Source organism: Paenibacillus silagei, assembly GCF_017874735.1.
In the GTDB taxonomy this organism is placed as follows: Bacteria; Bacillota; Bacilli; order Paenibacillales; family Paenibacillaceae; genus Paenibacillus_AQ; species Paenibacillus_AQ silagei.
On sequence record NZ_JAGGLV010000034.1, the window covers coordinates 40463 to 63385 of the forward strand.

22 protein-coding genes are annotated in these 22923 nt (G+C 53.2%); all 22 read left to right on the top strand.

Annotated features, from left to right (window positions below; all coding sequences use genetic code 11):
* Positions 1-576 precede the first annotated feature (576 nt).
* Positions 577-1323, top strand: coding sequence for a vWA domain-containing protein (locus tag J2Z70_RS30685; protein ID WP_036723943.1), 747 nt, complete (start codon positions 577-579; stop codon positions 1321-1323).
* Positions 1313-2251, top strand: coding sequence for a serine/threonine protein kinase (locus J2Z70_RS30690; RefSeq protein WP_425355138.1), 939 nt, complete (start codon positions 1313-1315; stop codon positions 2249-2251). Before J2Z70_RS30685 ends, J2Z70_RS30690 begins: the two co-directional genes overlap by 11 nt.
* 79 nt (positions 2252-2330) lie before the next feature.
* Positions 2331-3773, top strand: a complete 1443-nt coding sequence (gene tilS, locus J2Z70_RS30695) for a tRNA lysidine(34) synthetase TilS (protein WP_209879215.1) — start codon at positions 2331-2333, stop codon at positions 3771-3773.
* Positions 3774-3819: 46 nt separating this feature from the next.
* The gene (hpt, locus tag J2Z70_RS30700; RefSeq protein WP_036696450.1) at positions 3820-4359 is read left to right on the top strand and encodes a hypoxanthine phosphoribosyltransferase; all 540 of its coding nucleotides are present in this window, start codon (positions 3820-3822) and stop codon (positions 4357-4359) included.
* 111 nt (positions 4360-4470) lie between these two features.
* Complete coding sequence (ftsH, locus tag J2Z70_RS30705; protein ID WP_209879218.1) at positions 4471-6516, top strand: ATP-dependent zinc metalloprotease FtsH; 2046 nt, start codon at positions 4471-4473, stop codon at positions 6514-6516.
* A 246-nt stretch (positions 6517-6762) separates the two neighbouring features.
* A complete protein-coding gene (gene nadA, locus J2Z70_RS30710) occupies positions 6763-7701 on the top strand; it encodes a quinolinate synthase NadA (RefSeq protein WP_036696456.1) in 939 nt (312 codons plus the stop codon).
* Positions 7702-7740: 39 nt separating this feature from the next.
* Positions 7741-9357 carry an L-aspartate oxidase gene (gene nadB / locus J2Z70_RS30715; protein ID WP_209879221.1) on the top strand — a complete coding sequence of 539 codons (1617 nt, stop codon included), beginning with the start codon at positions 7741-7743 and terminating at the stop codon, positions 9355-9357.
* A complete protein-coding gene (nadC, locus tag J2Z70_RS30720) occupies positions 9347-10219 on the top strand; it encodes a carboxylating nicotinate-nucleotide diphosphorylase (protein WP_036723928.1) in 873 nt (290 codons plus the stop codon). Before nadB ends, nadC begins: the two co-directional genes overlap by 11 nt.
* Positions 10219-10986, top strand: coding sequence for a type III pantothenate kinase (locus J2Z70_RS30725; RefSeq protein WP_036723925.1), 768 nt, complete (start codon positions 10219-10221; stop codon positions 10984-10986). Before nadC ends, J2Z70_RS30725 begins: the two co-directional genes overlap by 1 nt.
* 51 nt (positions 10987-11037) lie before the next feature.
* Positions 11038-11922, top strand: a complete 885-nt coding sequence (gene hslO, locus J2Z70_RS30730) for an Hsp33 family molecular chaperone HslO (protein WP_036723923.1) — start codon at positions 11038-11040, stop codon at positions 11920-11922.
* Between the two features lie 9 nt (positions 11923-11931).
* Complete coding sequence (locus J2Z70_RS30735; protein ID WP_209879224.1) at positions 11932-12876, top strand: peptidylprolyl isomerase; 945 nt, start codon at positions 11932-11934, stop codon at positions 12874-12876.
* A 174-nt stretch (positions 12877-13050) separates the two neighbouring features.
* On the top strand, positions 13051-13989 hold the full coding sequence (gene cysK, locus J2Z70_RS30740; protein ID WP_209879227.1) for a cysteine synthase A: 939 nt from the start codon (positions 13051-13053) through the stop codon (positions 13987-13989).
* A gap of 164 nt (positions 13990-14153) precedes the next feature.
* A complete protein-coding gene (locus tag J2Z70_RS30745; RefSeq protein WP_209879230.1) occupies positions 14154-15776 on the top strand; it encodes an anthranilate synthase component I family protein in 1623 nt (540 codons plus the stop codon).
* The gene (gene pabA, locus J2Z70_RS30750) at positions 15773-16354 is read left to right on the top strand and encodes an aminodeoxychorismate/anthranilate synthase component II (RefSeq protein WP_076082822.1); all 582 of its coding nucleotides are present in this window, start codon (positions 15773-15775) and stop codon (positions 16352-16354) included. Before J2Z70_RS30745 ends, pabA begins: the two co-directional genes overlap by 4 nt.
* Positions 16351-17229: an aminotransferase class IV gene (locus tag J2Z70_RS30755; protein ID WP_209879232.1), complete on the top strand. Its 879-nt coding sequence runs from the start codon at positions 16351-16353 to the stop codon at positions 17227-17229. Before pabA ends, J2Z70_RS30755 begins: the two co-directional genes overlap by 4 nt.
* Complete coding sequence (gene folP, locus J2Z70_RS30760) at positions 17226-18083, top strand: dihydropteroate synthase (protein ID WP_209879235.1); 858 nt, start codon at positions 17226-17228, stop codon at positions 18081-18083. Before J2Z70_RS30755 ends, folP begins: the two co-directional genes overlap by 4 nt.
* A 33-nt stretch (positions 18084-18116) precedes the next feature.
* Positions 18117-18479, top strand: a complete 363-nt coding sequence (folB, locus tag J2Z70_RS30765; RefSeq protein ID WP_036696480.1) for a dihydroneopterin aldolase — start codon at positions 18117-18119, stop codon at positions 18477-18479.
* A 9-nt stretch (positions 18480-18488) separates the two neighbouring features.
* Positions 18489-19040 (top strand): 2-amino-4-hydroxy-6-hydroxymethyldihydropteridine diphosphokinase, encoded by a 552-nt coding sequence (gene folK / locus J2Z70_RS30770; protein WP_036723913.1) that lies wholly within the window; start codon positions 18489-18491, stop codon positions 19038-19040.
* Positions 18992-19201: a helix-turn-helix domain-containing protein gene (locus tag J2Z70_RS30775; protein ID WP_036696484.1), complete on the top strand. Its 210-nt coding sequence runs from the start codon at positions 18992-18994 to the stop codon at positions 19199-19201. The genes folK and J2Z70_RS30775 overlap by 49 nt, the downstream gene beginning before the upstream one ends.
* 45 nt (positions 19202-19246) lie before the next feature.
* Entirely contained in the window at positions 19247-20263 is a 1017-nt protein-coding gene (dusB, locus tag J2Z70_RS30780) for a tRNA dihydrouridine synthase DusB (RefSeq protein WP_209879237.1), read from the top strand.
* Positions 20264-20487: 224 nt separating this feature from the next.
* Positions 20488-20967 carry a transcription elongation factor GreA gene (gene greA, locus J2Z70_RS30785; protein WP_036696487.1) on the top strand — a complete coding sequence of 160 codons (480 nt, stop codon included), beginning with the start codon at positions 20488-20490 and terminating at the stop codon, positions 20965-20967.
* Positions 20968-21136: 169 nt separating this feature from the next.
* The gene (gene lysS / locus J2Z70_RS30790; protein WP_036723908.1) at positions 21137-22651 is read left to right on the top strand and encodes a lysine--tRNA ligase; all 1515 of its coding nucleotides are present in this window, start codon (positions 21137-21139) and stop codon (positions 22649-22651) included.
* Positions 22652-22923 lie beyond the last annotated feature (272 nt).

The following is a 22923-nucleotide window of genomic DNA, read 5'->3' on the forward strand; positions in this document are numbered from 1 at the left end:
CTAATCGATCTGTGAGGGCGGAATCCTGCCTTTTGTGCAACAATTTCCGGTTTTGAATGAATTAATGAGAGGAATGTTGCATATTAGGCAGGATTTTTAGATTCGGAGCTGGAGCTAGGGGATGAAGCATGAGGATGGGCAAAAGTATGAGTAAAAGTATGAGTAAAAGTAACATTCAAGGGCCGAAAGCAAAGTGAGCGCTGAAAGGCCGGGTTTTGTCTTTAAATTATTCGGCGAGTGCATTCCAGTCACTCGCCAGCCCCTGCTCCTCTCCTTTTCAACCGCTGCTGGTTAGCGGACGAAAGTTGAGGTTGAAGGTTTATCGTAAAATAAACGGAACGGAGAGAATTTTGGAGCCGTAGAAGCGAAGCGTTCGCCTTTGTCTTCCGATTTCAACCGCGAGCTGCGGTACAATAAATCAAGAAATCGGAAGACAACAGCGATCGAAGGCCCAAAATTCTCGCAGAGACTCTTTTTTACGAGCTCATTCAGATCTAATCTTTCAGCTATAGGCGGCGTTTGAAATCTCTCAACCTTGGCAATGCTAGTAACTAGACAAGGAAGGGAGGAACGGTCATGAAGCAAATTCTGCTGATCACGGACGGTTGTTCGAATGTGGGGGAGAGTCCGGTGCTGGCGGCAGCACACGCCCGTCAGGAGGGCATCACGGTCAATGTTGTAGGGGTCGTGGATTATGGAACCATCGGTGAGCTGGGCAGCCGGGAGATTGCCGATATTGCCAAGGCAGGGGGCGGGATTAGCCGGATCGTGGGAACCCCGCAGCTGGCCCAGACCATTCAGATGATGACACGCAAGACGGTGGTTCAGACCATTCAGCAGGCAGTTAATAAAGAGGTGCAAAAAATTCTCGGCGACGGCTCGCTGGCGGAGCTGCCTCCGCAGCAGCGTTCGCAGGTGGTTACCGTGGTCGATGAGCTGACGGAGACCTCGCCACTGCGCATTGCGCTTTTAATTGACGCAAGCGCGAGCATGAAGCCGAAGCTTGGCGCGGTGGAGGATGCTATCCGTGATCTGGCGCTCAGTCTGGAGGCCCGGGAAGGGCGCAGCGAGATTGCCGTGTTCCATTTTCCCGGACGCTCCGGCAGTGAGGATGCCATGCTGGATATCGACTGGACCCGGAATGTGTCCGAGGTCCGCTCCCTTTTTTCCAGACTGAAGATGCGGGGGGCTACGCCGACCGGACCGGCTATTTTCAAGGTGCTGGAACATTACCGTTATGATAAACTGGAAGAACATCGTAATTATCTTCCAGGGGAAGATGACGGGGCAAGAGAAGGGATGATTGATGGGTATGTCGTCTAATCCATCCTATCCGGCAGGCACAGTGATTACCGGCAAATGGCGGGGGAACCGTTATGTCGTGGAGCGTGTGCTGGGGAAGGGGGCAAACGGAACCGTATATCTGGTGCAGCGGGAAGGCAGACGGGAGCGGTATGCGCTCAAGATCGGATACGATACGCTGGAGCTGCAGTCTGAGATTAACGTGCTGACCTCCCTGCAGTCCTGCCGTAAGCGCAGCGAGCACCGGGCCCGCAAGGAATCGCCGCTATCCTCCTATCTGCTGGAATCGGATGATTTCAAGGACCGGGACCATACCCCCTTTTATGTGATGCGTTATGTGGAAGGCAGGCCGCTGCACCATTTCCTGTCCAGGAACGGTGCCTCTTGGCTAGGGCTTGTCGGAATGACGATTCTGGAGAAGCTGCAGACGCTGCATGAGTGCGGCTTCGTGTTCGGGGACCTGAAGCCGGAGAATGTCATGGTGTCCAGCTACGGGGAAGCCGAGCTGATTGATTACGGAGGGGCAAGCCCAATCGGACGGAGCGTGAAGCAGTTCACCGAATGGCATGACCGCGGATTCTGGAATGCCGGCAGCCGGACAGGCGACCAGAGCTATGACCTGTTTGCTTTTGCCGTCCTGTGCCTGCGCCTGCTTAATGAACAAGGGCTGAAGTCTGCCGCCCAGCAGCTGCCGCAGACAAGGAGCGTAGAGGAGCTGATGAAGCTGGCCCGGGAGCTGCCGGATAAGAAGCTGTCCTCCTGGCTATGCCTCGCGCTCAAAGGCGGTTTTCCCGGTTCCGCGCAGGCAGCAGAGATCTGGAGAAGCCACATCTACAGAGGACGGAAGACCGGACACGAGACGATGGCGACCCCGCGCTGGCTCAAAAATGCGTTCGCGCTGTCTTTATTTCTGCTGGCATTCACGCTATACTGGGTTTTCCGTTTCTGAGATCTGAAATCGTACATAATCCACAAGATGCTGACCGCCGGAGCAGGCCGTGTAAGGGATGGCAGGAAAGGAAGCCCCTATGGAGCACAGGAAGGAACTGGTGGAATCCGTAATGGAGGCTGCGGCTGAATATGAGCTGTGGGCGCCTCATGACACCATTGTAGTCGCAGTTTCCGGAGGGCCGGACTCTGTGGCTCTTTTGCGTATTCTGCATGAGATATCCCTGACCCGGATGCCGCTGACGCTGATCTGCGCCCATGTCAATCACGGGTTCAGAGCCGAGTCGGTTGAGGAAGCAGAGCTGGTCCGGGACCTCGCGGCAGAGCTGGGTATTCCCTTCGAGCTGGGCGAATTCAATATTCCGTCCATCATTAAGGAGAGCGGGCTTGGCCCGGAAGGGGCTGCACGGGAGAAGCGTTACCAGTTCCTGATTGCTACCGCACACCGTTATCAGGCGCGCTCGGTGGCACTGGCCCATCATGCAGACGATCAGGCCGAGACGGTGCTTATGCGGCTGCTGCGGGGGAGCGGGCCTTCGGGCCTTGCCGGCATGCGCTGGAAACGGACCGAAAAAAAGGTGGAACTCATCCGCCCCTTCCTGCGTATTAACAAAACGGCTCTTGTCGGCTTTTGCCGGGAGGAGGGCCTGGCTTATGCGGAGGATGCGACCAACCTCCTGACGCAGTACAAGCGGAATGCAGTCAGGCTGGAGCTGCTCCCTATGCTGGAGCAGCATAATCCGAGAGTGAGACAATCGCTTCTGCAGCTGGCTGAAATTGCCTCGGCGGAAGATGAATATATGGAGGCGAATGCGGCAAAATGCTTTGATGAGCTGGTTTTCACCGAGCATGGAAAATACACCTTGAAAAGAGCTGCCTTTGCGGCCATACCCTCCGCTTTACAACGGCGTTTGATTAAACTAATATTAAATTATCTGTCGGCGGATTCATCATTCATGGATTTTTCCAAGATTGAAGCAGTACGCCGGGGAACGCTGCAGGAATACCCTACCGTCTGGACGCTGGATATGGGTGGCGGTTATGTCTGCGTGCGGCAATATGATACCATTGTGTTCTCGTCCAAGCCCTTGACCCGGCAGGTAAGCTATACATACCGGCTGTCTTTGACTCATCCCCGGATTAAGCTGATGGAGATAGGAAAGGTTATGACGATGAGGGGGCTTGAGGGGGAAGTTTTTTCTGCACAGGAGGAGGATTACGGGAAGAACTCGGCTTGGTTTGACGGGGACGATCTTGTCCTGCCGCTCACCATTCGTTCCCGGTTGCCTGGAGATACCATAAGGGTTATGGGATTAAACGGAAGCAAAAAGGTAAAAGATATTTACATTGATGATAAAATACCTTCTTCCGAACGGCCTGCAATTCCCCTCGTATGTGATGCACTCGGCAATATCGTCTGGATTCCGGGCGTAAGGCGCTCGGTGCATGCCGCAGTTGGGCGGCACACGGCCTCAGTTCTGCTCCTGACCCTGGAAGACATGGAACAGGGCGAAGAATCGTAATGGCCGAAGTAAGTCTTTCATAAGTATATCTTAGGAGGTTCGCAAGTTGCAGAATGATATTCAGGAAATCTTGATCAGCGAAGAAGAAATTCAACAAAGAATCAGGGAGCTTGGCGCCCAGCTGAGCAAGGAATATGCAGACCGCACACCTTTAGTGATTTGTGTACTCAAAGGTGCGTTTATTTTTATGGCGGATCTGGTTAAAGTGATTACAGTACCCGTTGAAATGGACTTCATGGCGGTATCCAGCTATGGCGGTACAACCAAATCATCCGGCGTAGTCAAAATCATCAAGGATTTGGACACATCGGTTGAAGGCCGTGATGTTCTGATTGTCGAGGATATTATCGACAGTGGCCTTACACTCAGCTATCTGATTGACATGCTGCAGGGGCGCAATGCCGCTTCTGTCAATGTGGTCACTCTGTTCGACAAGCCCTCGGGCCGTGCTGTGAATCTTGAAGCCCAGTATACCGGCTTTGTGATTCCTGATGCATTCCTTGTAGGCTATGGACTGGACTATGCCGAGCTGTACCGGAACCTCCCTTATGTAGGTGTACTGAAGCCTGAGATTTATACCAAATGAACTACCCGACAGCCTTAGATCTACGGATCACTTTTCTGGATTTCCTGACAATTTGAGGAGTCCGGTCAGGCTATGGTACAATAACTTGAGCGTTGCGAGAGGAGGTAGGGGATGAATCGGTTCATCCGGAATTCTGGTTTTTATTTGATTTTATTTTTAGTCGTGGTGGGCATAGTCCAGTTTGTAAGCAATGGAAATGAATCCGCCGATCTCCCTAGATATGATGAGTTGCGGCAGGAGATCTCGAACAATAATGTGAAGAGCATGACGGTTCAGTTTGAGGGGAATGCATTTCTGGTTACTGGCGAATATAAAGAGCTGCCACCCGAGGCTAAATCGAAGAATTTCTCCACTTATGTTCCTCCTACAGACGAGGCCCTTAACGAGCTTGTGGCTGCCAGCGATAAGAACGGCATAGAACTTAGCCAAAAGAAAATGGAAGGTGACAGCATCTGGCTGACATTCCTCTCTTCCATGATTCCACTGGTCATCATGTTCATCCTGTTCTTCTTCCTGTTCAATAATGCACAGGGCGGCGGCGGCAAGGTGATGAACTTCGGCAAGAGCAAGGCCCGGTTATATAATGAAGAGAAGAAGAAGATCAGCTTCGAGGATGTTGCAGGAGCTGACGAAGAGAAGCAAGAGCTGGTTGAGGTTGTTGAATTCCTCAAGGACCCCCGCAAATTCGCAGCGGTGGGTGCCCGGATTCCGAAGGGGGTACTCCTTGTAGGTCCTCCGGGAACAGGTAAAACCTTGCTGGCCCGTGCAGTTGCAGGGGAAGCAGGCGTTCCGTTCTTCAGCATCTCCGGTTCCGACTTCGTGGAAATGTTCGTCGGTGTCGGCGCATCCCGCGTACGTGACTTGTTCGAGAACGCGAAGAAGAACGCTCCTTGTATTATCTTTATCGATGAGATCGATGCTGTGGGACGTCAGCGCGGCGCAGGACTTGGCGGCGGACATGACGAACGGGAACAGACCCTTAACCAATTGCTCGTTGAAATGGACGGCTTTGGCGGCAACGAAGGCATTATCATTGTCGCGGCTACCAACCGCGCAGATATTCTTGACCCGGCGCTGCTCCGTCCGGGCCGTTTCGACCGTCAGATTACGGTTGACCGCCCAGATGTGAAGGGCCGTGAAGCTGTACTGAAGGTTCACTCCCGCAACAAACCGCTGACCAAGGATGTAAGACTTGACGTTATCGCCAAGCGTACTACCGGCTTCACTGGTGCCGATCTGGAGAACCTGCTGAACGAAGCGGCATTGCTTGCTGCACGCCGTAACCGCAAGGACATTACGATGCGTGAAGTGGATGAAGCGATTGACCGTGTCATCGTCGGTACCGAGAAGCGCAGCCGCGTCATCAGTGACCGTGAGAAACGTATTGTCGCATATCACGAAGCAGGCCATACCATTGCCGGCTACTTCCTTGAGCATGCTGATGTGGTTCACAAGGTTACCATTATCCCGCGCGGCCGTGCCGGCGGATATGTTATTATGCTTCCTAAGGAAGACCGGATGATCGTAACCAAGCAAGAACTTCTGGATAAGGTTACCGGATTGCTTGGTGGACGCGTTGCTGAAGAAATGTTCATTGGCGAAATCGGCACAGGCGCTTATAGTGACTTCCAGCAGGCTACGCGCATTGTGCGTGCGATGATTATGGAATACGGAATGAGCGATAAGCTTGGGCCCTTGCAGTTCGGTGCAACCCAAGGCCAAGTCTTCCTGGGCCGGGATATCGGACATGAACAGAATTACAGTGACTCCATTGCTTATGAGATTGATCAGGAAATGCAGAACCTTATCCGCAGCAGCTATGAGCGCTGCAGAGAGCTGCTGACCAAGCATTCCAAAGAAATGCACCTGATTGCCAACACCCTGCTTGAGAAGGAAACGCTGGAGCTTGATCAGATCACAGAATTGATTGAGCAAGGCTACCTGAGCGAGGATGGCAAGCCAGAAGAAGGCGAGGCCATTACCAATGAAGCGGGCGAGCCGATCATTGATTCCATCGGTGATGTGCGTGTCCGGATTCAAGGCAAAACTGGCGAGGAATCCCCATTAGACCTGTCCAAGGATATTCCAAACAAGCCGGACCCTGAAGAGGGCAACGGACCGGATGACGGGAATAAGGGCGGCGGAAGCCTGGCCTAAGCTGTACCGCAGCAAATTGTGTAATCTAGTCCGGAGAACCACTGGTTCTCCGGGCTTTTCTTTTAAAATATAAGAATGTATATGTTTCACACGGCAACTTGTCCTCCGGTTTCTCTCTGAAACAGAGCGCCCGCTTAGATTGACAGGGGGTGGAACGTTGTGTACATTAGTGAATAAATATTAAATTTATCATTTATAAGAAATGTATTGGCGTTAAGCCATGAAGACATAAGGGGGAGACTGACCGTGGAAGCTCTGGCGCTTGAGCGCAAGCAGGAACAGAATCGTGAACTTCGTGTGCGCCTCGAACAGCTTAAGAAGGAACGGAATGCTATTATTCTGGCTCATTATTATCAGCGTGATGAAATTCAGGAAGTTGCCGATTTCCGGGGAGACTCGTTTTTGCTGGCCCAGAAGGCAGCGGAGACAGAGGCAGATGTAATCGTATTCTGCGGCGTTCATTTCATGGGGGAAAGCGCCAAGATTCTGGCGCCGAACAAGACGGTCCTGATTCCTGATGAACGTGCAGGTTGCCCGATGGCTGACATGGTCAATGTGGATGGGCTGCGTAAGCTGAAGGCGCAGCATCCGGGTGCGAAGGTAGTAACCTATATCAATTCCTCTGCAGAGATCAAGGCGGAGACAGATATTTGCTGCACCTCAGCGAATGCGGTGAAGGTGATCGAATCACTCGATGCCGAAGAAATCATCTGGGTGCCTGATAAGAATCTGGGTCAATATGTGCAGGATCAGACCGGCAAGAAGCTGATTATCTGGGAGGGCTATTGCAATACTCATGACATGCTTACCGTCAAGGATGTCATGGAGATGAGAGCCAAATACCCGGAAGCTGAATTTGTTGTACACCCCGAATGCCGCCCGGAAGTCGTGGCAATGGGGGACTATGTGGGCAGCACTACCTCAATTCTGGAATATTGCCGGAAATCGGACCGCCGGCAGTTTATTGTGGGTACTGAGGATGGAACCGGGTATCAGCTGCGGCTGGACAGCCCGGATAAGGAGTTTCATTTTGCCACCAAATTCCTGGTATGTCCTAATATGAAGGTAAATAATTTGAAAAAGCTGGTCAAATGCCTGGAGACGATGAAGCCGCAGATCTATGTACCGCCTGCAGTCGCCGACAAAGCCAGAACATCCTTAGAGCGCATGCTACAAGTCCGGTAGCATGCGCTACTCTTTCGTTGAAACAGGTGAAAAGCGGTCATGATTCCACAATATTTGGTTGATTTTGATCTTCAGGGACTTCCTGTAGTTAAGACAGACTGCCTGGTCATTGGTTCCGGTATTGCCGGGTTATTCACAGCGATCAAGGCCAGCGAAGACCGGAAGGTTATTATGATTACGAAGAAGACCGTAATGGAGAGCAACACACGATATGCCCAGGGCGGAATTGCGGCCGTCATTTCGGAGGATGATTCGCCGGCGTATCACCGTCAGGATACCCTGATGGCCGGCGCGGGACTGAACTCCTCTGCGGCTGTGGATGTGCTGGTCAATGAAGGGCCCGAAGGCGTCCGCGAACTGATCCGGCTTGGCACGATTTTCGATAAGGAGAATGGTGTACTGGCCTTAACCCAGGAGGGGGCACATAGCCACCGCCGTATTTTACATGCAAATGGGGATGCTACAGGATATGAGATTGTCCGCGCACTCGCTGAACAGGCTGCCCGGCATGAGAATATTGAGACCTGGGATGACCATTATGTCGTTGACCTGATTACGGAGGACGGAGAGTGTCTGGGAGCGCTTGTACAGCGGCCTGACGGCGGGCGTTTATTCCTGCAGGCAGATGCAACAATCCTATGCTCCGGCGGAGCAGGACAGCTATACCGTTACACGACCAATCCTGAGGTGGCCACCGGAGACGGGGTAGCCATTGCCTATCGTGCCGGTGCCCATATCCGGGATATGGAGTTCATTCAGTTTCATCCGACAGCACTCAGCTATCCTGGCGCTCCGCGCTTCCTGATCTCGGAGGCTGTGCGGGGAGAAGGCGCTGTGCTGCGGAACATTAACGGTGAGCGGTTCATGGAACGTTATCATGAGCTGCAGGAGCTGGCCCCGCGGGATATTGTTGCCCGTGCCATTGTAAGCGAGATGGAATTGACCAAATCCACCTTTGTCTATCTGGATATTACGCATGAACCGGCGGATATGGTTAAACACCGCTTCCCGACCATTTATGCAACCTGCATGAGCTACGGGCTGGATATTACAAGTGACTGGATTCCGGTGGCTCCTGCTGCGCATTATATGATGGGGGGCGTGAAGACCGACCTGAGCGGAGAGAGCACGGTTGCCCGCCTGTTTGCCTGCGGTGAGGTATCATCTACTGGTGTGCAGGGTGCCAACCGGCTGGCCAGCAACTCCTTGTCGGAAGCTGTTGTGTTCGGCCGCCGGATCATTGAACGAATCCGCCAGCTTCCGCCGCTTGACCGGGATAACCTACCCTCAGCCTATCATCAGGCAAGGGTAGAAGCTCCTGCACAGGCAATTGTAGAACGGCGGTTGAAGCTGCAAAAGGCTATGGTGCGGTACGCCGGACTGCGGCGGAACCGGGAAATGCTGAACAAAGGCTTGGATGAGATAAAGCGCCAACTGCCGATTTTTAATACCAAGCTGACAACACGGGAAGAATACGAGTTCGCCAATATGCTTACATGCTGTCTGCTGATCACTGAATCGGCTCTGGCACGGGAGGAGAGCCGCGGTGCGCATTATCGTGAGGATTATCCGCTGCGCAGTGACGCACAGTGGCAGAAGCATCTGCTCCAGATTCGCGAACTTGGAATAGTGGAGGAATTAAGTGATGATGTTTAACGGATACAATGAAGATCTGCTTAAGGCTATTAAGGGCTGGCTGCAGGAGGATGTCGGCTCGGGGGATATTACTACCCGAACAACCATTCCTGCCGGGCATGAGTCCAAGGGAATCATCCATGCCAAGGAAGACGGGATTATTTGTGGAATCCCCGTGGCCGAGCTGGTATTCGAAGTTGTTGATCCTGGGCTCGTATTCACGGCGCTGGTCCAGGAAGGACAAGCTGTCTCCAAGGGCACTGTGATTGCTGAGGTAGAAGGCAGCACTCATGCCATCTTGACCGGTGAACGGCTTGCCCTCAACTTGATGCAGCGTCTATCCGGTGTGGCCTCGCGCACGGCTTCTTTTGTAGAGAAGCTTCAAGGGCTGCCGACCCGCCTGGTGGATACCCGCAAGACCACACCGGGTCACCGGATGCTGGAGAAATATGCAGTCCGCATAGGCGGCGGAGCCAACCACCGTTACGGTCTGTATGATGCGGTAATGATTAAGGACAATCATATCAAGGGGGCCGGCGGCATCCGTCAGGCAGTAGGGCGTGCCCGTGCCAATATCCCGCACACCATGACCATTGAAGTAGAGACGGAGAGTCTGGAGCAGGTAGAGGAAGCGCTGGCGGCCGGAGCGGATATTATTATGCTCGATAACATGTCTCCTGAGCAGATGGCTGAAGCCGTGAGAAGAATCCGGACCAAGGCGAAGCATGTCACCATCGAGGCATCGGGCAATGTATCTCTGGAGACGGTCCGGGGCATTGCTGAATCGGGTGTGGATGTGATTTCGGTAGGACGGCTGACGTATTCCTTCGCGAGTCTCGATATCAGCCTGGATCTGAATGGCAAGAAGGAGGGAGCCCTCTGATGATACTTGTCGTCGATATCGGCAATACGAACATCGTGCTGGGCGTCTACCGGGGCAGTGAGCTGCTGCACCATTTCCGGCTGAGCACTGCCCGCGGGTCCACTGTCGATGAATATGGTGTGATGATCCATAATCTGTTCAGCATGTCGAATCTCTCGTTCAGGGATGTCGAGGGGGTCATCATCTCCTCGGTTGTTCCGCCGCTCGTGCAGGTTATCGTAGAGATGTGTGTCAAATTCATCGGCAAGGACCCGCTCCTTGTGGGGCCTGGTATCAAAACCGGGCTTAATCTGCGTTATGAGAACCCGCGGGAAGTGGGGGCGGACCGGATTGTGAACGCGGTTGCGGCGATTGAGCAGTATAAATGTCCGCTTGTCGTCGTTGATTTCGGCACGGCAACCACCTTCGACTGCATTGATGCCGGGGCCAACTATCTGGGCGGTGCTATCGTGCCGGGTCTGGGTATTTCCACGGAGGCCCTCTATCTGCGGGCATCCAAGCTGCCCCGGATTGAGCTGGAGAAGCCCAAGAAGGTAATCGGGCGCAATACCGTACATGCGATGCAGGCAGGGATCATTTTTGGCTATGCCGGTCAGGTTGAGGGTATCGTCAGACGCATCAAGCAGGAGATGAACGCTCCCGTTCTCAAGGTTATTGCTACCGGAGGGCTGGCCTCACTGATTGCCAGTGAGACAGAATGTATCGATGAGGTGAATCCGATGCTGACGCTTGAAGGATTGCGCATTATTTACAACCGTAACAAATAATCATAAAGATGAACCTATACAGAAGAGAGAGATAGGAGGAGTAGGCACCCAATGGATAATAAGAAGGACCGGCTGGTCCGGGGGACGGCGATGAACGGAAGAGTCAGAGCGTTCGCTGTCCGTACCACAGAGCTTGTTGATGAATTGCGGCGCAGACATGATACGTATCCGACGGCTACGGCAGCGCTTGGACGTACGGTTACTGCCGCAGCTATAATGGGAGCCATGCTCAAGGGGCAGGAGAAGCTCGCGATTATGGTCAAAGGAAACGGTCCGCTCGGGCAGATTACGGCTGAATCCAATGCCCTGGGAGAAGTTCGCGGCTATGTGCGCAATCCGCATGTTCATCTGCCAAGCAACAGCATGGGCAAGCTGGATGTTGCAGGGGCGGTAGGCACGGAAGGCTTCATTGATATCAGCAAGGATCTGGGGATGAAGGAGCCGTACCGCGGCAGTGTGCCTATCGTTTCAGGAGAGCTGGGTGAGGATTTCACCTATTATTTTGCCCTCTCGGAGCAAACGCCTGCTGCTGTAGGACTTGGAGTGCTGGTGGAGACCGATAATTCAGTCAGAGTTGCCGGAGGCTTTATTATTCAGCTGCTGCCCGGGCTGACCGATGAGGAGATTACCGAGGTTGAGCAAGCGGTTGGAGCCATGCCTTCGGTTACGTCCGTGCTGGATCAGGGGCTTGAGCCTGAGGAAATGCTGCGGCTGCTGCTGCCGGATGCTGTGATCATGGATGAGCTGGAGGTCCGATTTGTATGTCAGTGCTCACGGGAACGGATTGAGCAGACTCTGGTTAGTCTGGGTGAGCACGAGCTGGAACGGCTGATCGAAGAAGATGATACGGCAGAAGTTGTCTGCCATTATTGCAATGAGAGCTATGTATTTAACAAGGATGAACTGCAGGTAATCCTCGATCAAGCGAAGTCATAGGGCTATGAAATGGTGACAAGACAGGAGCGCGCGCTGCGCAATGCCGTTATATTACTTGCTGTGGCAACGCTGGTGCTGGGAGGGCTATTATTCTGGAGCCTGCGTGCCATGGCACTGCTGAAGGCAGAGACGGCTGAAGGAGAAGCCTCGGATGTCGCTGCTGCCGGAGGACAGCCGGTCACGGAACAGGAATGGATAGAGGAGCTTCAGAAGAAGCACGGGGAAGAAGTGCTGCTGGGCATGCTGAATCATATCGTGGTGGGCAAGGAAGCCGCAGCGCTGGGAATTATGGTCACGGATGATGAGATTGAACGGGAACTGAAGCGGGGAATGTCCGGCTACAGCTCGGAGGAGCAATATTATCAGCAGATGCAGTCTGAGCTTGGACTATCCCGTCAGGAGCTGCGTGAGGAGACGGCATACCGGCTGACGCTCCAGGCCATAGCAACGGCCGGCATTGCGGTCAGTGATGCGGAAATTGATGATTATCTGAAGCAAAATAGCGAGGGATTCATGCCCCGCAAGCAAATGCAGCTCTCTATCATCCAGACCTCCACCTATAACGAGGCCAGTACAGTGATGGACCGCCTGGAGCGGGGTGAGGATTTTGCAGTGCTGGCCCGTGAGGTCTCGATCGACGAGGAGAGCCGCCAGCATGGCGGCAGTATCGGAACGGTCGAGGAGAAGGACCCTTTCTGGCCTGAGGAGCTGCTGGAGACAGCAGCCGGGCTGGAGAATGGCGATATCGCAGGACCGCTGCAGGTTGACGGGGGGTATGCTGTGATCCGTCTGGAGAAGCTGATTGATCCTGTGAAGCCGGATCAGGAGGAACTGCGGCGGATGATCGGCCAGCAGCTGAGACTGGAGCAGGCAGCGCCCTTGCAGCAGGTAGAGCGTGAATTACGGGCCAAATATGATACAGCAATATATATTGACAACAGCCTGCAAGATTGATAATATGAAATTAAATATAAAACCTACTGATTTAGTCGGAAATATTAAGCGGTACAATTACAACTGTTAGTTACCCAGGCATTGTGAACCGGGAGCTACGGTAATATATGCTGATAGCATTTGTCATAAGTTCCGCACCCTAATTCATTTATCATTCCAAGGAGGTTTTTACTCATGGCTAAAGTCGTCAACAGTGTAACAGATTTGATCGGTGGCACACCGCTCGTCCGACTGAACCGGATTGTTCCGGAAGGCTCGGCAGAGATCTTCCTGAAGCTGGAATACCAGAATCCAGGCTCCAGTGTGAAAGACCGTATTGCCATCAGCATTGTAGAAGAGGCTGAGAAAGAGGGCTTGCTGAAGCCGGGTGGCACGATTGTAGAAGCGACCAGCGGTAATACAGGGATCGGCCTGGCGCTTGTGGCAGCTGCCAAAGGCTACAAGGCCATTATTGTTATGCCGGAAACGATGAGCCTTGAACGCCGCAACCTGCTGCGCGCTTACGGCGCTGAGCTCGTATTGACTCCGGGATCAGAAGGAATGAACGGTGCGGTCAAGAAGGCTGAGCAGATTCTGAGCGAGAATCCGGATTATTTCCTTGCAGAGCAGTTCAAGAACAAGGCTAACGTGAAGATCCATCGTGAGACCACTGGACCGGAGATCGTTGAAGCGATCGAATCCGTAGGCGGCCCGCTGGATGCATTCATTGCCGGTGTCGGCACAGGCGGAACGATCAGCGGTGCGGGTGAAGTGTTGAAGAGTCAATATCCGGGCGTGAAGATCTATGCGGTAGAACCTGCGGCTTCACCGATTCTGGCTGGAGGCAAACCGGGCCCGCACAAGATTCAGGGTATCGGCGCTAACTTCGTGCCGGAAATTCTGAACCAGGATATCTATGATGAGATTATTCATGTTGAGAATGATGAAGCGTTCGAAACTGCCCGCCGCGTAGCCAAGGAAGAAGGTGTGCTGTCCGGTATTTCCTCCGGTGCGGCTGTATTTGCTGCACTGAAGGTAGCGAAGGAACTTGGCGCAGGCAAGAAAATTGTTGTTATCATCCCAAGCAACGGCGAACGTTACCTGAGCACTCCGCTCTATAACTTTGAAGTATAATTGCTGAGAATTCAGCTCTTACGAAGAGCCTGCCCTATCCGCTTTCACAGGGATACCGCAGGCTCTTTTTTCGGATAATAAGCATTTATAAGAATTGCGGGCTTTTCAAAGTAACCCTATGTACAGTATACTGACAGGCAATAAACTATCGATGAGACGGGAGAATGGTTGTGGAGATCTTAACGGCTTGGCAGGACTGGGAGCAGTGGGCAGAGGCAGATGAGGCCTGGAGCGTCCTTCCCCTGATCCTGAGGAAACGGCAGGACAACCAAGGCTTGCCCCGCAGCTGGAAGCAGGCCTGGGAACAGGCTTCCCCCTATTCGGTTGTCCTGGAGAGCGGCAAGGGCGGGCGCTACACCTATCTGGGCCTGAGCCCTGTCTCGATCATCGAAGGCCGGGGAGCCGTTGCGGAGAGCTATACTCCCGGAGCCAAGGCTTCGGGGCATATAGAGTCTGCCGTAACGGAAGGCCAGCCGCTGCAAGTGCTGCAGGCATGGATGAGGGAATATACGTCTCCCCGCCTGCCGCTTGACGGTCTGCCGCCGTTCACCGGCGGCTGTATCGGATTTCTTGGCTATGATGTGGCCCGTTCCCTGGAGAAGCTGCCGTCGCTTGCCAGGAACAACCCTGAGTTTCCGGATTATCTGTTCATGAGACTGGAAGAAGTGTGGATCTACGATGAGCAGGAGCAGCAGCTCTACTGTGCAGTTCATATCTCTGTGCCGGATACTGTATCCGGTAACCTGGATGGGCTAAGGAGTTTGTATGAGGCTGCTGTACACCGTGCGGAGCGCATGCTGGAGCAGTGGAGCCTTCTCTACGCACCGGCAGAGCCGGAAGAAGCAGCCGCTGCAAGGTATGCCGGGCTCACACGCAGGGTGGAGAGCGAGGCCGAGATTACCGGCGAGTGGCCCGGTATGAGCTCGGATTTCTCAGCCGCACCCTTCCAGCAGGCTGTGCTGAAGGTCCAGGAATACATCCGTGCCGGAGATGTATTCCAAGTGAACCTCTCGCTGCGCCAGCAGGCGCAGCTCAAGTCTACACCTGAGGACGTCTACGAATGGCTCCGTAGACTCAACCCGTCCCCGTACATGGGGCTGCTCCGCACGCCCGGCTTCGCGCTCTCCAGCGCATCGCCGGAGCTGCTCGTCAAGCTGCACGGGGACAAGGTCAGCGCCCGCCCCATTGCCGGCACCCGGCGGCGGGGCCATACTCCCGCGGAGGACGCCGCCATGGAGGCGGAGCTGCGCGGGAGCGAGAAGGAGATCGCCGAGCATATTATGCTTGTCGATCTGGAGCGCAGCGACATCGGCCGTGTCGCCGCCTACGGAACGGTCAGCGTGCCGGAGCTGCTGACCGTAGAGCGATACTCGCATGTTATGCATCTCGTCTCGCAGGTAGAGGGAATCGTCGCACCCGGCAGGGATGCGTATGATGTCATCGCCGCCTTGTTCCCCGGCGGCACCATCACGGGCGCGCCCAAGGTGCGCACCATGGAGATCATCGAAGAGCTGGAGCCGGTCCGCCGGGGGCCATATACTGGATCTATGGGCTGGATTGACTATAACGGCAATATGGAATTAAATATAATCATACGTACGCTCGCAGTGAAGGACGGAATCGGCTACATTCAGACAGGTGCGGGAATTGTGATCGATTCAGACCCTTACCGTGAGTACCGGGAATGCCACAACAAAGCCAAAGCGGTAGTAAAAGCCATTCTCTGCAGTGAACGCGAGCAGGAAGAGCGGGCTGCCCTCGGCGCCGAAGGAGGAAGCGCAATATGATCTTGGTCATCGATAATTATGATTCCTTTACGTATAACCTGGTGCAGTATCTGGGTGAGCTGGGGGAAGAAGTTAAGGTAGCGCGCAACGATGAGATCAGCATTGAGGAGATAGAAGCATTAGCCCCCGATCATATTCTGATCTCCCCGGGACCCTGCACACCGAATGAGGCAGGCATCAGCCTTGCGCTGCTGCAGCATTTCAAGGGCATCATCCCCATATTCGGCGTATGTCTCGGACACCAGGCGATCGGACAGGCTTTTGGCGGTAATGTCATCCGCGCAGAGCGCCTTATGCATGGCAAAACCTCACCGATCCACCATAACGGTACCTCCGTATTTGAGGGGCTGGAGTCTCCTTTCACGGCGACACGCTATCATTCACTGATCGTGGAACGAGAGAGTCTGCCGGATTGCCTGGAGATTACCGCCGAGACCGCTGAAGGCGAGATTATGGCCCTGCGGCATAAGGAATACCCGATTGAAGGGGTGCAGTTCCATCCCGAGTCGATTATTACGAATCATGGCCATACCATGCTGCGCAATTTCCTGAAACGGAGAGCCGGAGAACCGGCATGAAATATATAGGACTTAACAACAAAGCAGTCGACGCCAAAGACGCCGTGGTCTCCGCTCTGGATCACGGCTTTTTGTACGGCATGGGTCTGTTCGAGACCTTCCGTACGTATGAGGGACAGCCCTTCCTGCTGGAGCGCCATCTGAGCAGAATGGCAGAGGGCTGCCGCCAGCTGGGCATTCCCTTTGAGCCGGACGTACAGGAGCTGCGGGAATGGATTCGGCTTGTAATGGACAAGAATGAGCTTAGTGAGGCGTATATCCGCTACACCGTTACAGCCGGTGAGGATATTCTGGGTCTGCCATCCGCAGCCTATAAGCAGCCTAATCATCTGCTCTATATCAAAGCCCTGCCGGTCACACCAACCGGCTTATACACGGAAGGCAAAGAACTTCAGCTTCTGAACCACCGGCGTAATACCCCGGAGGGTGCGGTAAGGCTTAAATCGCTGCACTATATGAACAACATCCTGGCAAAACGTGAATTGTCCGGTTATCCGTCCGCAGAGCGAGGAGCCGAGGGACTGATGCTGACCGCACAGGGCGAGGTCGCCGAAGGGATTGTGAGTAATATTTTTTTTATCTCCAATAAGCGGCTCTATACCCCCGATATCTCTACCGGGATTCTTCCGGGAATTACCCGGGAAATGGTGCTTGAGCTGGCAGCGGCCAGCCATCAGCCCGAACAAGGCTTTTACCGCTGGGAACAGCTTGCGGCTGCGGATGAAATCTTCCTCACCAATTCTGTGCAGGAGATCGTACCGGTAAGCACATTATGGAATGGAGACCGGCGGGTAACCATAGGCAGCGGGCGTTGTGGAGAGCAGACGGCTGCACTTATGAGACTGTACAGAGAAAGGACGGATATGCTGATATGAAGCCGATCATCTATGAGCGGACTTACCGCTGCGGAAGCAGCGAGCTGAAATTGGGCAAGCGCACGCTAATTATGGGCATACTCAATGTGACGCCGGACTCTTTTTCAGATGGGGGCCTGTGGACAGAGCGGGATAGAGCGGTAGAGCATGCATTGCAAATGGCGGCAGAGGGTGCCGATATTATCGATATAGGCGGGGAATCCACGCGTCCGGGTCACCAGCCGGTAAGTACTGAAGAGGAATTGGCCCGTGTACTTCCTGTCATTGAGCGTATCCATCAGGCCGCCCCGCATCTCCCCCTCTCTATAGATACCTATAAGGCGGAAGTCGCCCGTCAGGCGATTCAGGCCGGTGCGCATATCATCAATGATGTATGGGGAGCCAAGGCCGATCCGCAGATGGCGGCGGTTGCTGCGCAGGCAGACTGTCCGATCATTCTGATGCATAACCGCCATGACCGTGAGTATAAGGACTTGATCAGCGATATGACGGATGACCTGAGCGAGAGCATTCACCTGGCGCTGGCAGCCGGAGTGAAGCCGGACAATATTATTTTGGACCCGGGAATCGGCTTCGCCAAGGACTATGAAGAGAATCTTCAGGTCATGACCGGCCTCGGCGCACTGACGAAGCTGGGATATCCGGTGCTGCTGGCCACTTCGCGTAAAAAATTCATCCGTACCGCCCTAGGTCTGCCCGCAGATGATGTCCTGGAGGGGACCGCAGCTACTGTCGCCTTCGGGATTGCCCAGGGCTGTCAGCTTGTGCGGGTTCATGATATTGCGGCAATGAAACGTACCGTAGAGATGTGTGACGCCATGTTATATGCAGGTTCACCTGTGCTCTGCGTATAGACTATATTCTTCAAGAGAAGGCAGGTACCCTTAATGGATAAAATGAAGCTGCACCGCATGGAGTACTACGGTTACCATGGCGTGTTTGAAGAGGAGCGGAAGCTCGGCCAGCGTTATTATATCGACCTTGAGCTGGAGCTTGATTTGCAGGGAGCAGGGCTCAGCGATGATCTGGAGCAGACTGTGAATTATGCTGAAGTTCATGTTGTAGTCAAAAAAATTGTCGAAACCCAGTCCTTCAAGCTGATAGAAGCTTTGGCGGAACATATTGCATCCGGGTTACTGGACACTTATACTGTTATCAATGCAGTAACGGTCCAGGTGACCAAGCCGCATCCTCCTTTTGATATTCATTTCCAGGGAGTCACTGTAGAATTGCGCCGGACGAGAAAGTGAGACAGACTGATGAACATACCTTCTACCTCTGAGGCATCAGAGGCTTATATTGCTTTAGGGGCTAACCTGGGTGACCGTCAAGGCACCTTGAGAGAAGCCCTGCACCGGCTGGAGCATCACGACAAGATTGAAGTTATGCGCACCTCCCGGGTCTACGAGACGGAGCCTGTCGGATATCTGGATCAGCCTCAGTTTCTTAACATGGCGGCTGTTCTGCGCACCACACTAGCACCGGAGGAGCTGCTTCATGTGATGCTGGACACGGAGACCCAGTTAGGCCGGGTCCGGGATGTGCGGTATGGACCGAGAACGGTAGATTTGGATTTGCTGTGGGTAGAGGGGTTGACCCTGGACACGCCGGATCTGACGCTGCCTCATCCGAGGATGCTGGAGCGAGCGTTTGTCCTTCTGCCGCTCAGCGATATCTTATCGCAGAACGAAGAGTCTTCCGGTTTCCGCAGATTAATTACAACAGCGCTGCAAGACATAGACGGAAAGGCAGGAATTCGCCTGTGGACAACAAACGTATGGGAATGCGGGTCAGAGCGTTCCGGAAGCTGAAGGGCTACACGCAGCAGGAACTGGCGGATTCTGTCGGAATATCACTTGCTGTGCTTGGCGCAGTGGAGCGGGGCAACAGACGTTTGGAAGATCAAATTTTAAATAAAATTGCGGATTTTCTGGAAGTGACGGTAGAGGAATTGGCTCATCCGGCACCCTAAGACCGGGCTGAACGTTACAAATTAAGGTAGGGAAGTGATTGGGCCATGCTGAAGATTGGTGATATTGAATTGAAGAATCAGGTCGTGCTGGCGCCTATGGCTGGCGTATGTAACCCGGCATTTCGTCTGATTGCCAAAGAATTCGGGACTGGCCTGGTCTGTGCGGAGATGGTTAGCGGCAAGGCGATCGTACATGGCAACCAGCGTACGCGTGAGATGCTCTTTGTCGATGAGCGCGAGAAACCGCTGAGCCTGCAGATTTTTGGCGGTGACCGGGAATCGCTGGTGGATGCGGCGAGAATTGTCGATAAAGAGACGAATGCCGATATCATCGACATTAACATGGGCTGCCCGGTGCCCAAGGTGACCAAATGCGATGCCGGAGCACGCTGGCTGCTGAATCCGGACAAAATCTATGAGATGGTATCCGCAGTAGTGGAGGCCGTGGACAAACCGGTCACCGTGAAAATGCGGATCGGCTGGGACAGCGAGCATATCTTCGTTGAAGAGAATGCACGTGCGGTGGAACGGGCCGGCGGAGCGGCGGTCAGCGTACATGGGCGGACCCGCGAGCAGCTCTATACGGGACGTGCCGACTGGAATTATATCCGTATGGCTAAAGAGGCAGTATCGATCCCGGTAATCGGCAATGGCGATGTGAATACGCCGGAGGATGCGCGGGCGATGCTGGACCAGACCGGCTGTGACGGTGTAATGATCGGGCGTGGCGCACTGGGCAATCCGTGGATGCTGTACCGGACGATTCAATATTTGGATACCGGTGTTCTGATGCCTGAGCCTGGCGCTGAAGAGAAGATTAAGGTAGCCATTCTTCATATGGACCGCCTGATTGCTCTTAAGGGTGAAGCTGTGGCTGTCCGCGAGATGCGCAAGCATCTGGCCTGGTATTTGAAGGGCTTTAAGGCGGCCGCACGCGTGAAGGATATTATTATGGAAGAAACGAAACGTGACGAGATGGTGCGGATTTTGAATGATTTTGTCGGTCAGCTTAAGCAGGATGAGGAGCAGAACAGCGCGGATAGCGAGCTTTTTGCCGTATGAGCCTCACATATTCCTGGGACTAAGCCCCGTTCCTGTGTGCTTTATTGATTATTGCTAAACATTATATGGGGCGTCATTGACATTTTGTAGCGGTTCCAATATAATTTCACAGTATAAAATCGCCGTTACAGCAGGAGCAATGGTGAAGGAGGGTTCTGATCCCTCCGGATTCGCATATAGTATGGTGTTTTCAATAAATGTATACGACAGGAGAATCGGTTAAGATGAGCGATAAAGAAGTCATCCTTACACCGGACGGACTTAAGCGTCTGGAAGAAGAACTGGAGTTCCTCAAATCCGTTAAACGCCGCGAAGTAGCGGAACGTATCAAAGTGGCCATCGGCTACGGAGATATCAGTGAGAACTCGGAATATGAAGACGCGAAGAATGAACAGGCCTTCATTGAAGGACGGGTTCTTACTTTGGAGAAGATGCTCCGCAATGCCCGTATTATTAATAGTGATGAGATCGTGACAGATGTGGTAAGCATCGGAGTAACGGTGAACGTTGAAGATATGGAGTATGGCGACATTATGGAGTACACCATCGTGGGTACTGCCGAATCCGATCCGCTGAACAACAAAATTTCCAATGAGAGCCCTGTAGGCAGAGCGATCATCGGCAAGAAGATTGGTACGATTGTGGATGTTAGTGTCCCTGCAGGCGTCATTCAATATAAAATTCTTGATATCAAAATGAAGTAAGACGGTTCCGAAAGCTTCCTTAGGGAAGCTTTTTTCAAAAGATATGAATACCAGCCGTAAAATATGGGTGAACACATACAGCTTATATTTTGTACCGGAACGGACTGTCCTCTAGATCGGGGCGGAGCCGTTTCTTCTTTTGTATAGTGAGTAAGAGAGGATGAAGAACATGACGGAAGAAATCAACAACGTCGAAGCTACAGAGAATGAATTAAGTGAATTGCTGCAGATCCGCCGGGGCAAGCTGGACGAGCTCCGCGCACTCGGGATCGACCCGTTTGGCAAGAAATATGAGCGTACCGCTGCTGCAGGCGATCTTCTGGCCAAATACGACGGGCAAACCAAGGAAGAGCTGGACGAGCTGGCACTGGAGGTTAGTGTGGCCGGACGCATTATGGCGAAACGGGTCATGGGCAAGGCAAGCTTTTCTCACATCCAGGACCTTAGCGGCAAAATCCAGATCTATGTGCGCCAGGACAGTATCCCTGAGTCGCAATATGCAGCCTTCACGATCCTTGATCTTGGCGATATCGTCGGTATCCGGGGAACCCTGTTCAAGACAAAGACCGGCGAAACCTCTATTAAAGTGGATAACCTTGAGGTGCTGTCCAAGTCCTTGCTTCCGCTTCCAGAGAAGTATCATGGTCTGAAGGATGTAGAACTCCGCTATCGTCAGCGTTATGTGGACCTGATCATTAACCCTGAGGTACAGCAGACCTTCATCATGCGTTCACGGATTATCCAATCGATGCGCCGTTATCTGGACTCGCTGGGCTATTTAGAGGTGGAGACCCCGACCCTGCATGCCATTGCTGGCGGAGCAGCGGCCCGTCCGTTTATTACACACCACAACACGCTGGATATGCAGCTGTATATGCGGATTGCCATCGAATTGCACCTGAAGCGTCTAATCGTCGGCGGTCTTGAGAAAGTCTATGAGATTGGCCGTGTATACCGTAATGAGGGTATTTCAACACGCCATAATCCGGAATTCACAATGATCGAGCTGTATGAAGCGTATGCGGATTACAAGGACATTATGCATCTGACAGAGAGTCTGATCGCTCATATTGCCAGCGAGGTGCTGGGCTCCCAGGTAATTAATTATCAAGGACAGGAAGTGGATCTGTCTCCAGGCTGGCGCCGCGTTACTATGGTGGATGCCGTTAAGGAAGTAACCGGAGTAGACTTCGGTGTTCAGATGACGGATGAAGAAGCACAGGCTCTGGCTAAGGAACACCGGGTACCGGTAGAGAAGCACATGACCTTTGGACATATCCTGAATGCGTTCTTCGAGCAGTTTGTTGAAGAGACGCTGATTCAGCCGACATTCGTAATGGGACATCCTGTAGAGATCTCACCGCTTGCCAAAAAGAATGAAGAGGACCCGCGCTTCACCGACCGGTTCGAGCTGTTCATTGTGGCCCGCGAGCATGCCAATGCGTTCAGCGAGCTGAATGATCCGATTGACCAGCGTCAGCGCTTCGAAGCACAGATTCACGAGAAAGAGCAGGGCAATGATGAAGCCCATGAGATGGATGATGATTTCATCCGCGCTCTGGAGTACGGCATGCCGCCAACAGGCGGACTGGGTATCGGTGTAGACCGTCTGATCATGCTGCTGACCAATTCAGCATCTATCCGTGACGTGCTGCTGTTCCCTCATATGCGTAATAAAGACTAAGGATTTCTCTGATTCCAGACCCGGATAACCAAGGGAGCTGCTCAGGCAGTTCTCTTGGCATCGGGGATTGAATACTCTGGTCAAATGATTTAGAAAAAATGCTTGCAATGAATGTCTATCCGTGATATATTCTATTTCTGGCCGCGAAACATCAACGCCGAGCTCGAAAAAGAAGTTAAAAAAAGAGCTTGCATTGATCGGCTGGATGTGATATATTATAAGAGTTGCTGGTGACGACAACATCGACACTAACAACGAGCTTGATCTTTGAA

What these genes read in the sequence shown, in the direction of transcription:
- dusB (WP_209879237.1), top strand. Translation starts at nt 19,247, where the DNA reads ATGCTGAAGATTGGTGATATTGAATTGAAGAATCAGGTCGTGCTGGCG.
- hslO (WP_036723923.1), top strand. Translation starts at nt 11,038, where the DNA reads ATGGATAATAAGAAGGACCGGCTGGTCCGGGGGACGGCGATGAACGGA.
- J2Z70_RS30755 (WP_209879232.1), top strand. Translation starts at nt 16,351, where the DNA reads ATGAAATATATAGGACTTAACAACAAAGCAGTCGACGCCAAAGACGCC.
- nadB (WP_209879221.1), top strand. Translation starts at nt 7,741, where the DNA reads ATGATTCCACAATATTTGGTTGATTTTGATCTTCAGGGACTTCCTGTA.
- folB (WP_036696480.1), top strand. Translation starts at nt 18,117, where the DNA reads ATGGATAAAATGAAGCTGCACCGCATGGAGTACTACGGTTACCATGGC.
- J2Z70_RS30725 (WP_036723925.1), top strand. Translation starts at nt 10,219, where the DNA reads ATGATACTTGTCGTCGATATCGGCAATACGAACATCGTGCTGGGCGTC.
- nadC (WP_036723928.1), top strand. Translation starts at nt 9,347, where the DNA reads ATGATGTTTAACGGATACAATGAAGATCTGCTTAAGGCTATTAAGGGC.
- J2Z70_RS30745 (WP_209879230.1), top strand. Translation starts at nt 14,154, where the DNA reads ATGGTTGTGGAGATCTTAACGGCTTGGCAGGACTGGGAGCAGTGGGCA.
- folK (WP_036723913.1), top strand. Translation starts at nt 18,489, where the DNA reads ATGAACATACCTTCTACCTCTGAGGCATCAGAGGCTTATATTGCTTTA.
- J2Z70_RS30735 (WP_209879224.1), top strand. Translation starts at nt 11,932, where the DNA reads ATGGTGACAAGACAGGAGCGCGCGCTGCGCAATGCCGTTATATTACTT.
- J2Z70_RS30685 (WP_036723943.1), top strand. Translation starts at nt 577, where the DNA reads ATGAAGCAAATTCTGCTGATCACGGACGGTTGTTCGAATGTGGGGGAG.
- lysS (WP_036723908.1), top strand. Translation starts at nt 21,137, where the DNA reads ATGACGGAAGAAATCAACAACGTCGAAGCTACAGAGAATGAATTAAGT.
- ftsH (WP_209879218.1), top strand. Translation starts at nt 4,471, where the DNA reads ATGAATCGGTTCATCCGGAATTCTGGTTTTTATTTGATTTTATTTTTA.
- pabA (WP_076082822.1), top strand. Translation starts at nt 15,773, where the DNA reads ATGATCTTGGTCATCGATAATTATGATTCCTTTACGTATAACCTGGTG.
- cysK (WP_209879227.1), top strand. Translation starts at nt 13,051, where the DNA reads ATGGCTAAAGTCGTCAACAGTGTAACAGATTTGATCGGTGGCACACCG.
- J2Z70_RS30690 (WP_425355138.1), top strand. Translation starts at nt 1,313, where the DNA reads ATGTCGTCTAATCCATCCTATCCGGCAGGCACAGTGATTACCGGCAAA.
- folP (WP_209879235.1), top strand. Translation starts at nt 17,226, where the DNA reads ATGAAGCCGATCATCTATGAGCGGACTTACCGCTGCGGAAGCAGCGAG.
- greA (WP_036696487.1), top strand. Translation starts at nt 20,488, where the DNA reads ATGAGCGATAAAGAAGTCATCCTTACACCGGACGGACTTAAGCGTCTG.
- tilS (WP_209879215.1), top strand. Translation starts at nt 2,331, where the DNA reads ATGGAGCACAGGAAGGAACTGGTGGAATCCGTAATGGAGGCTGCGGCT.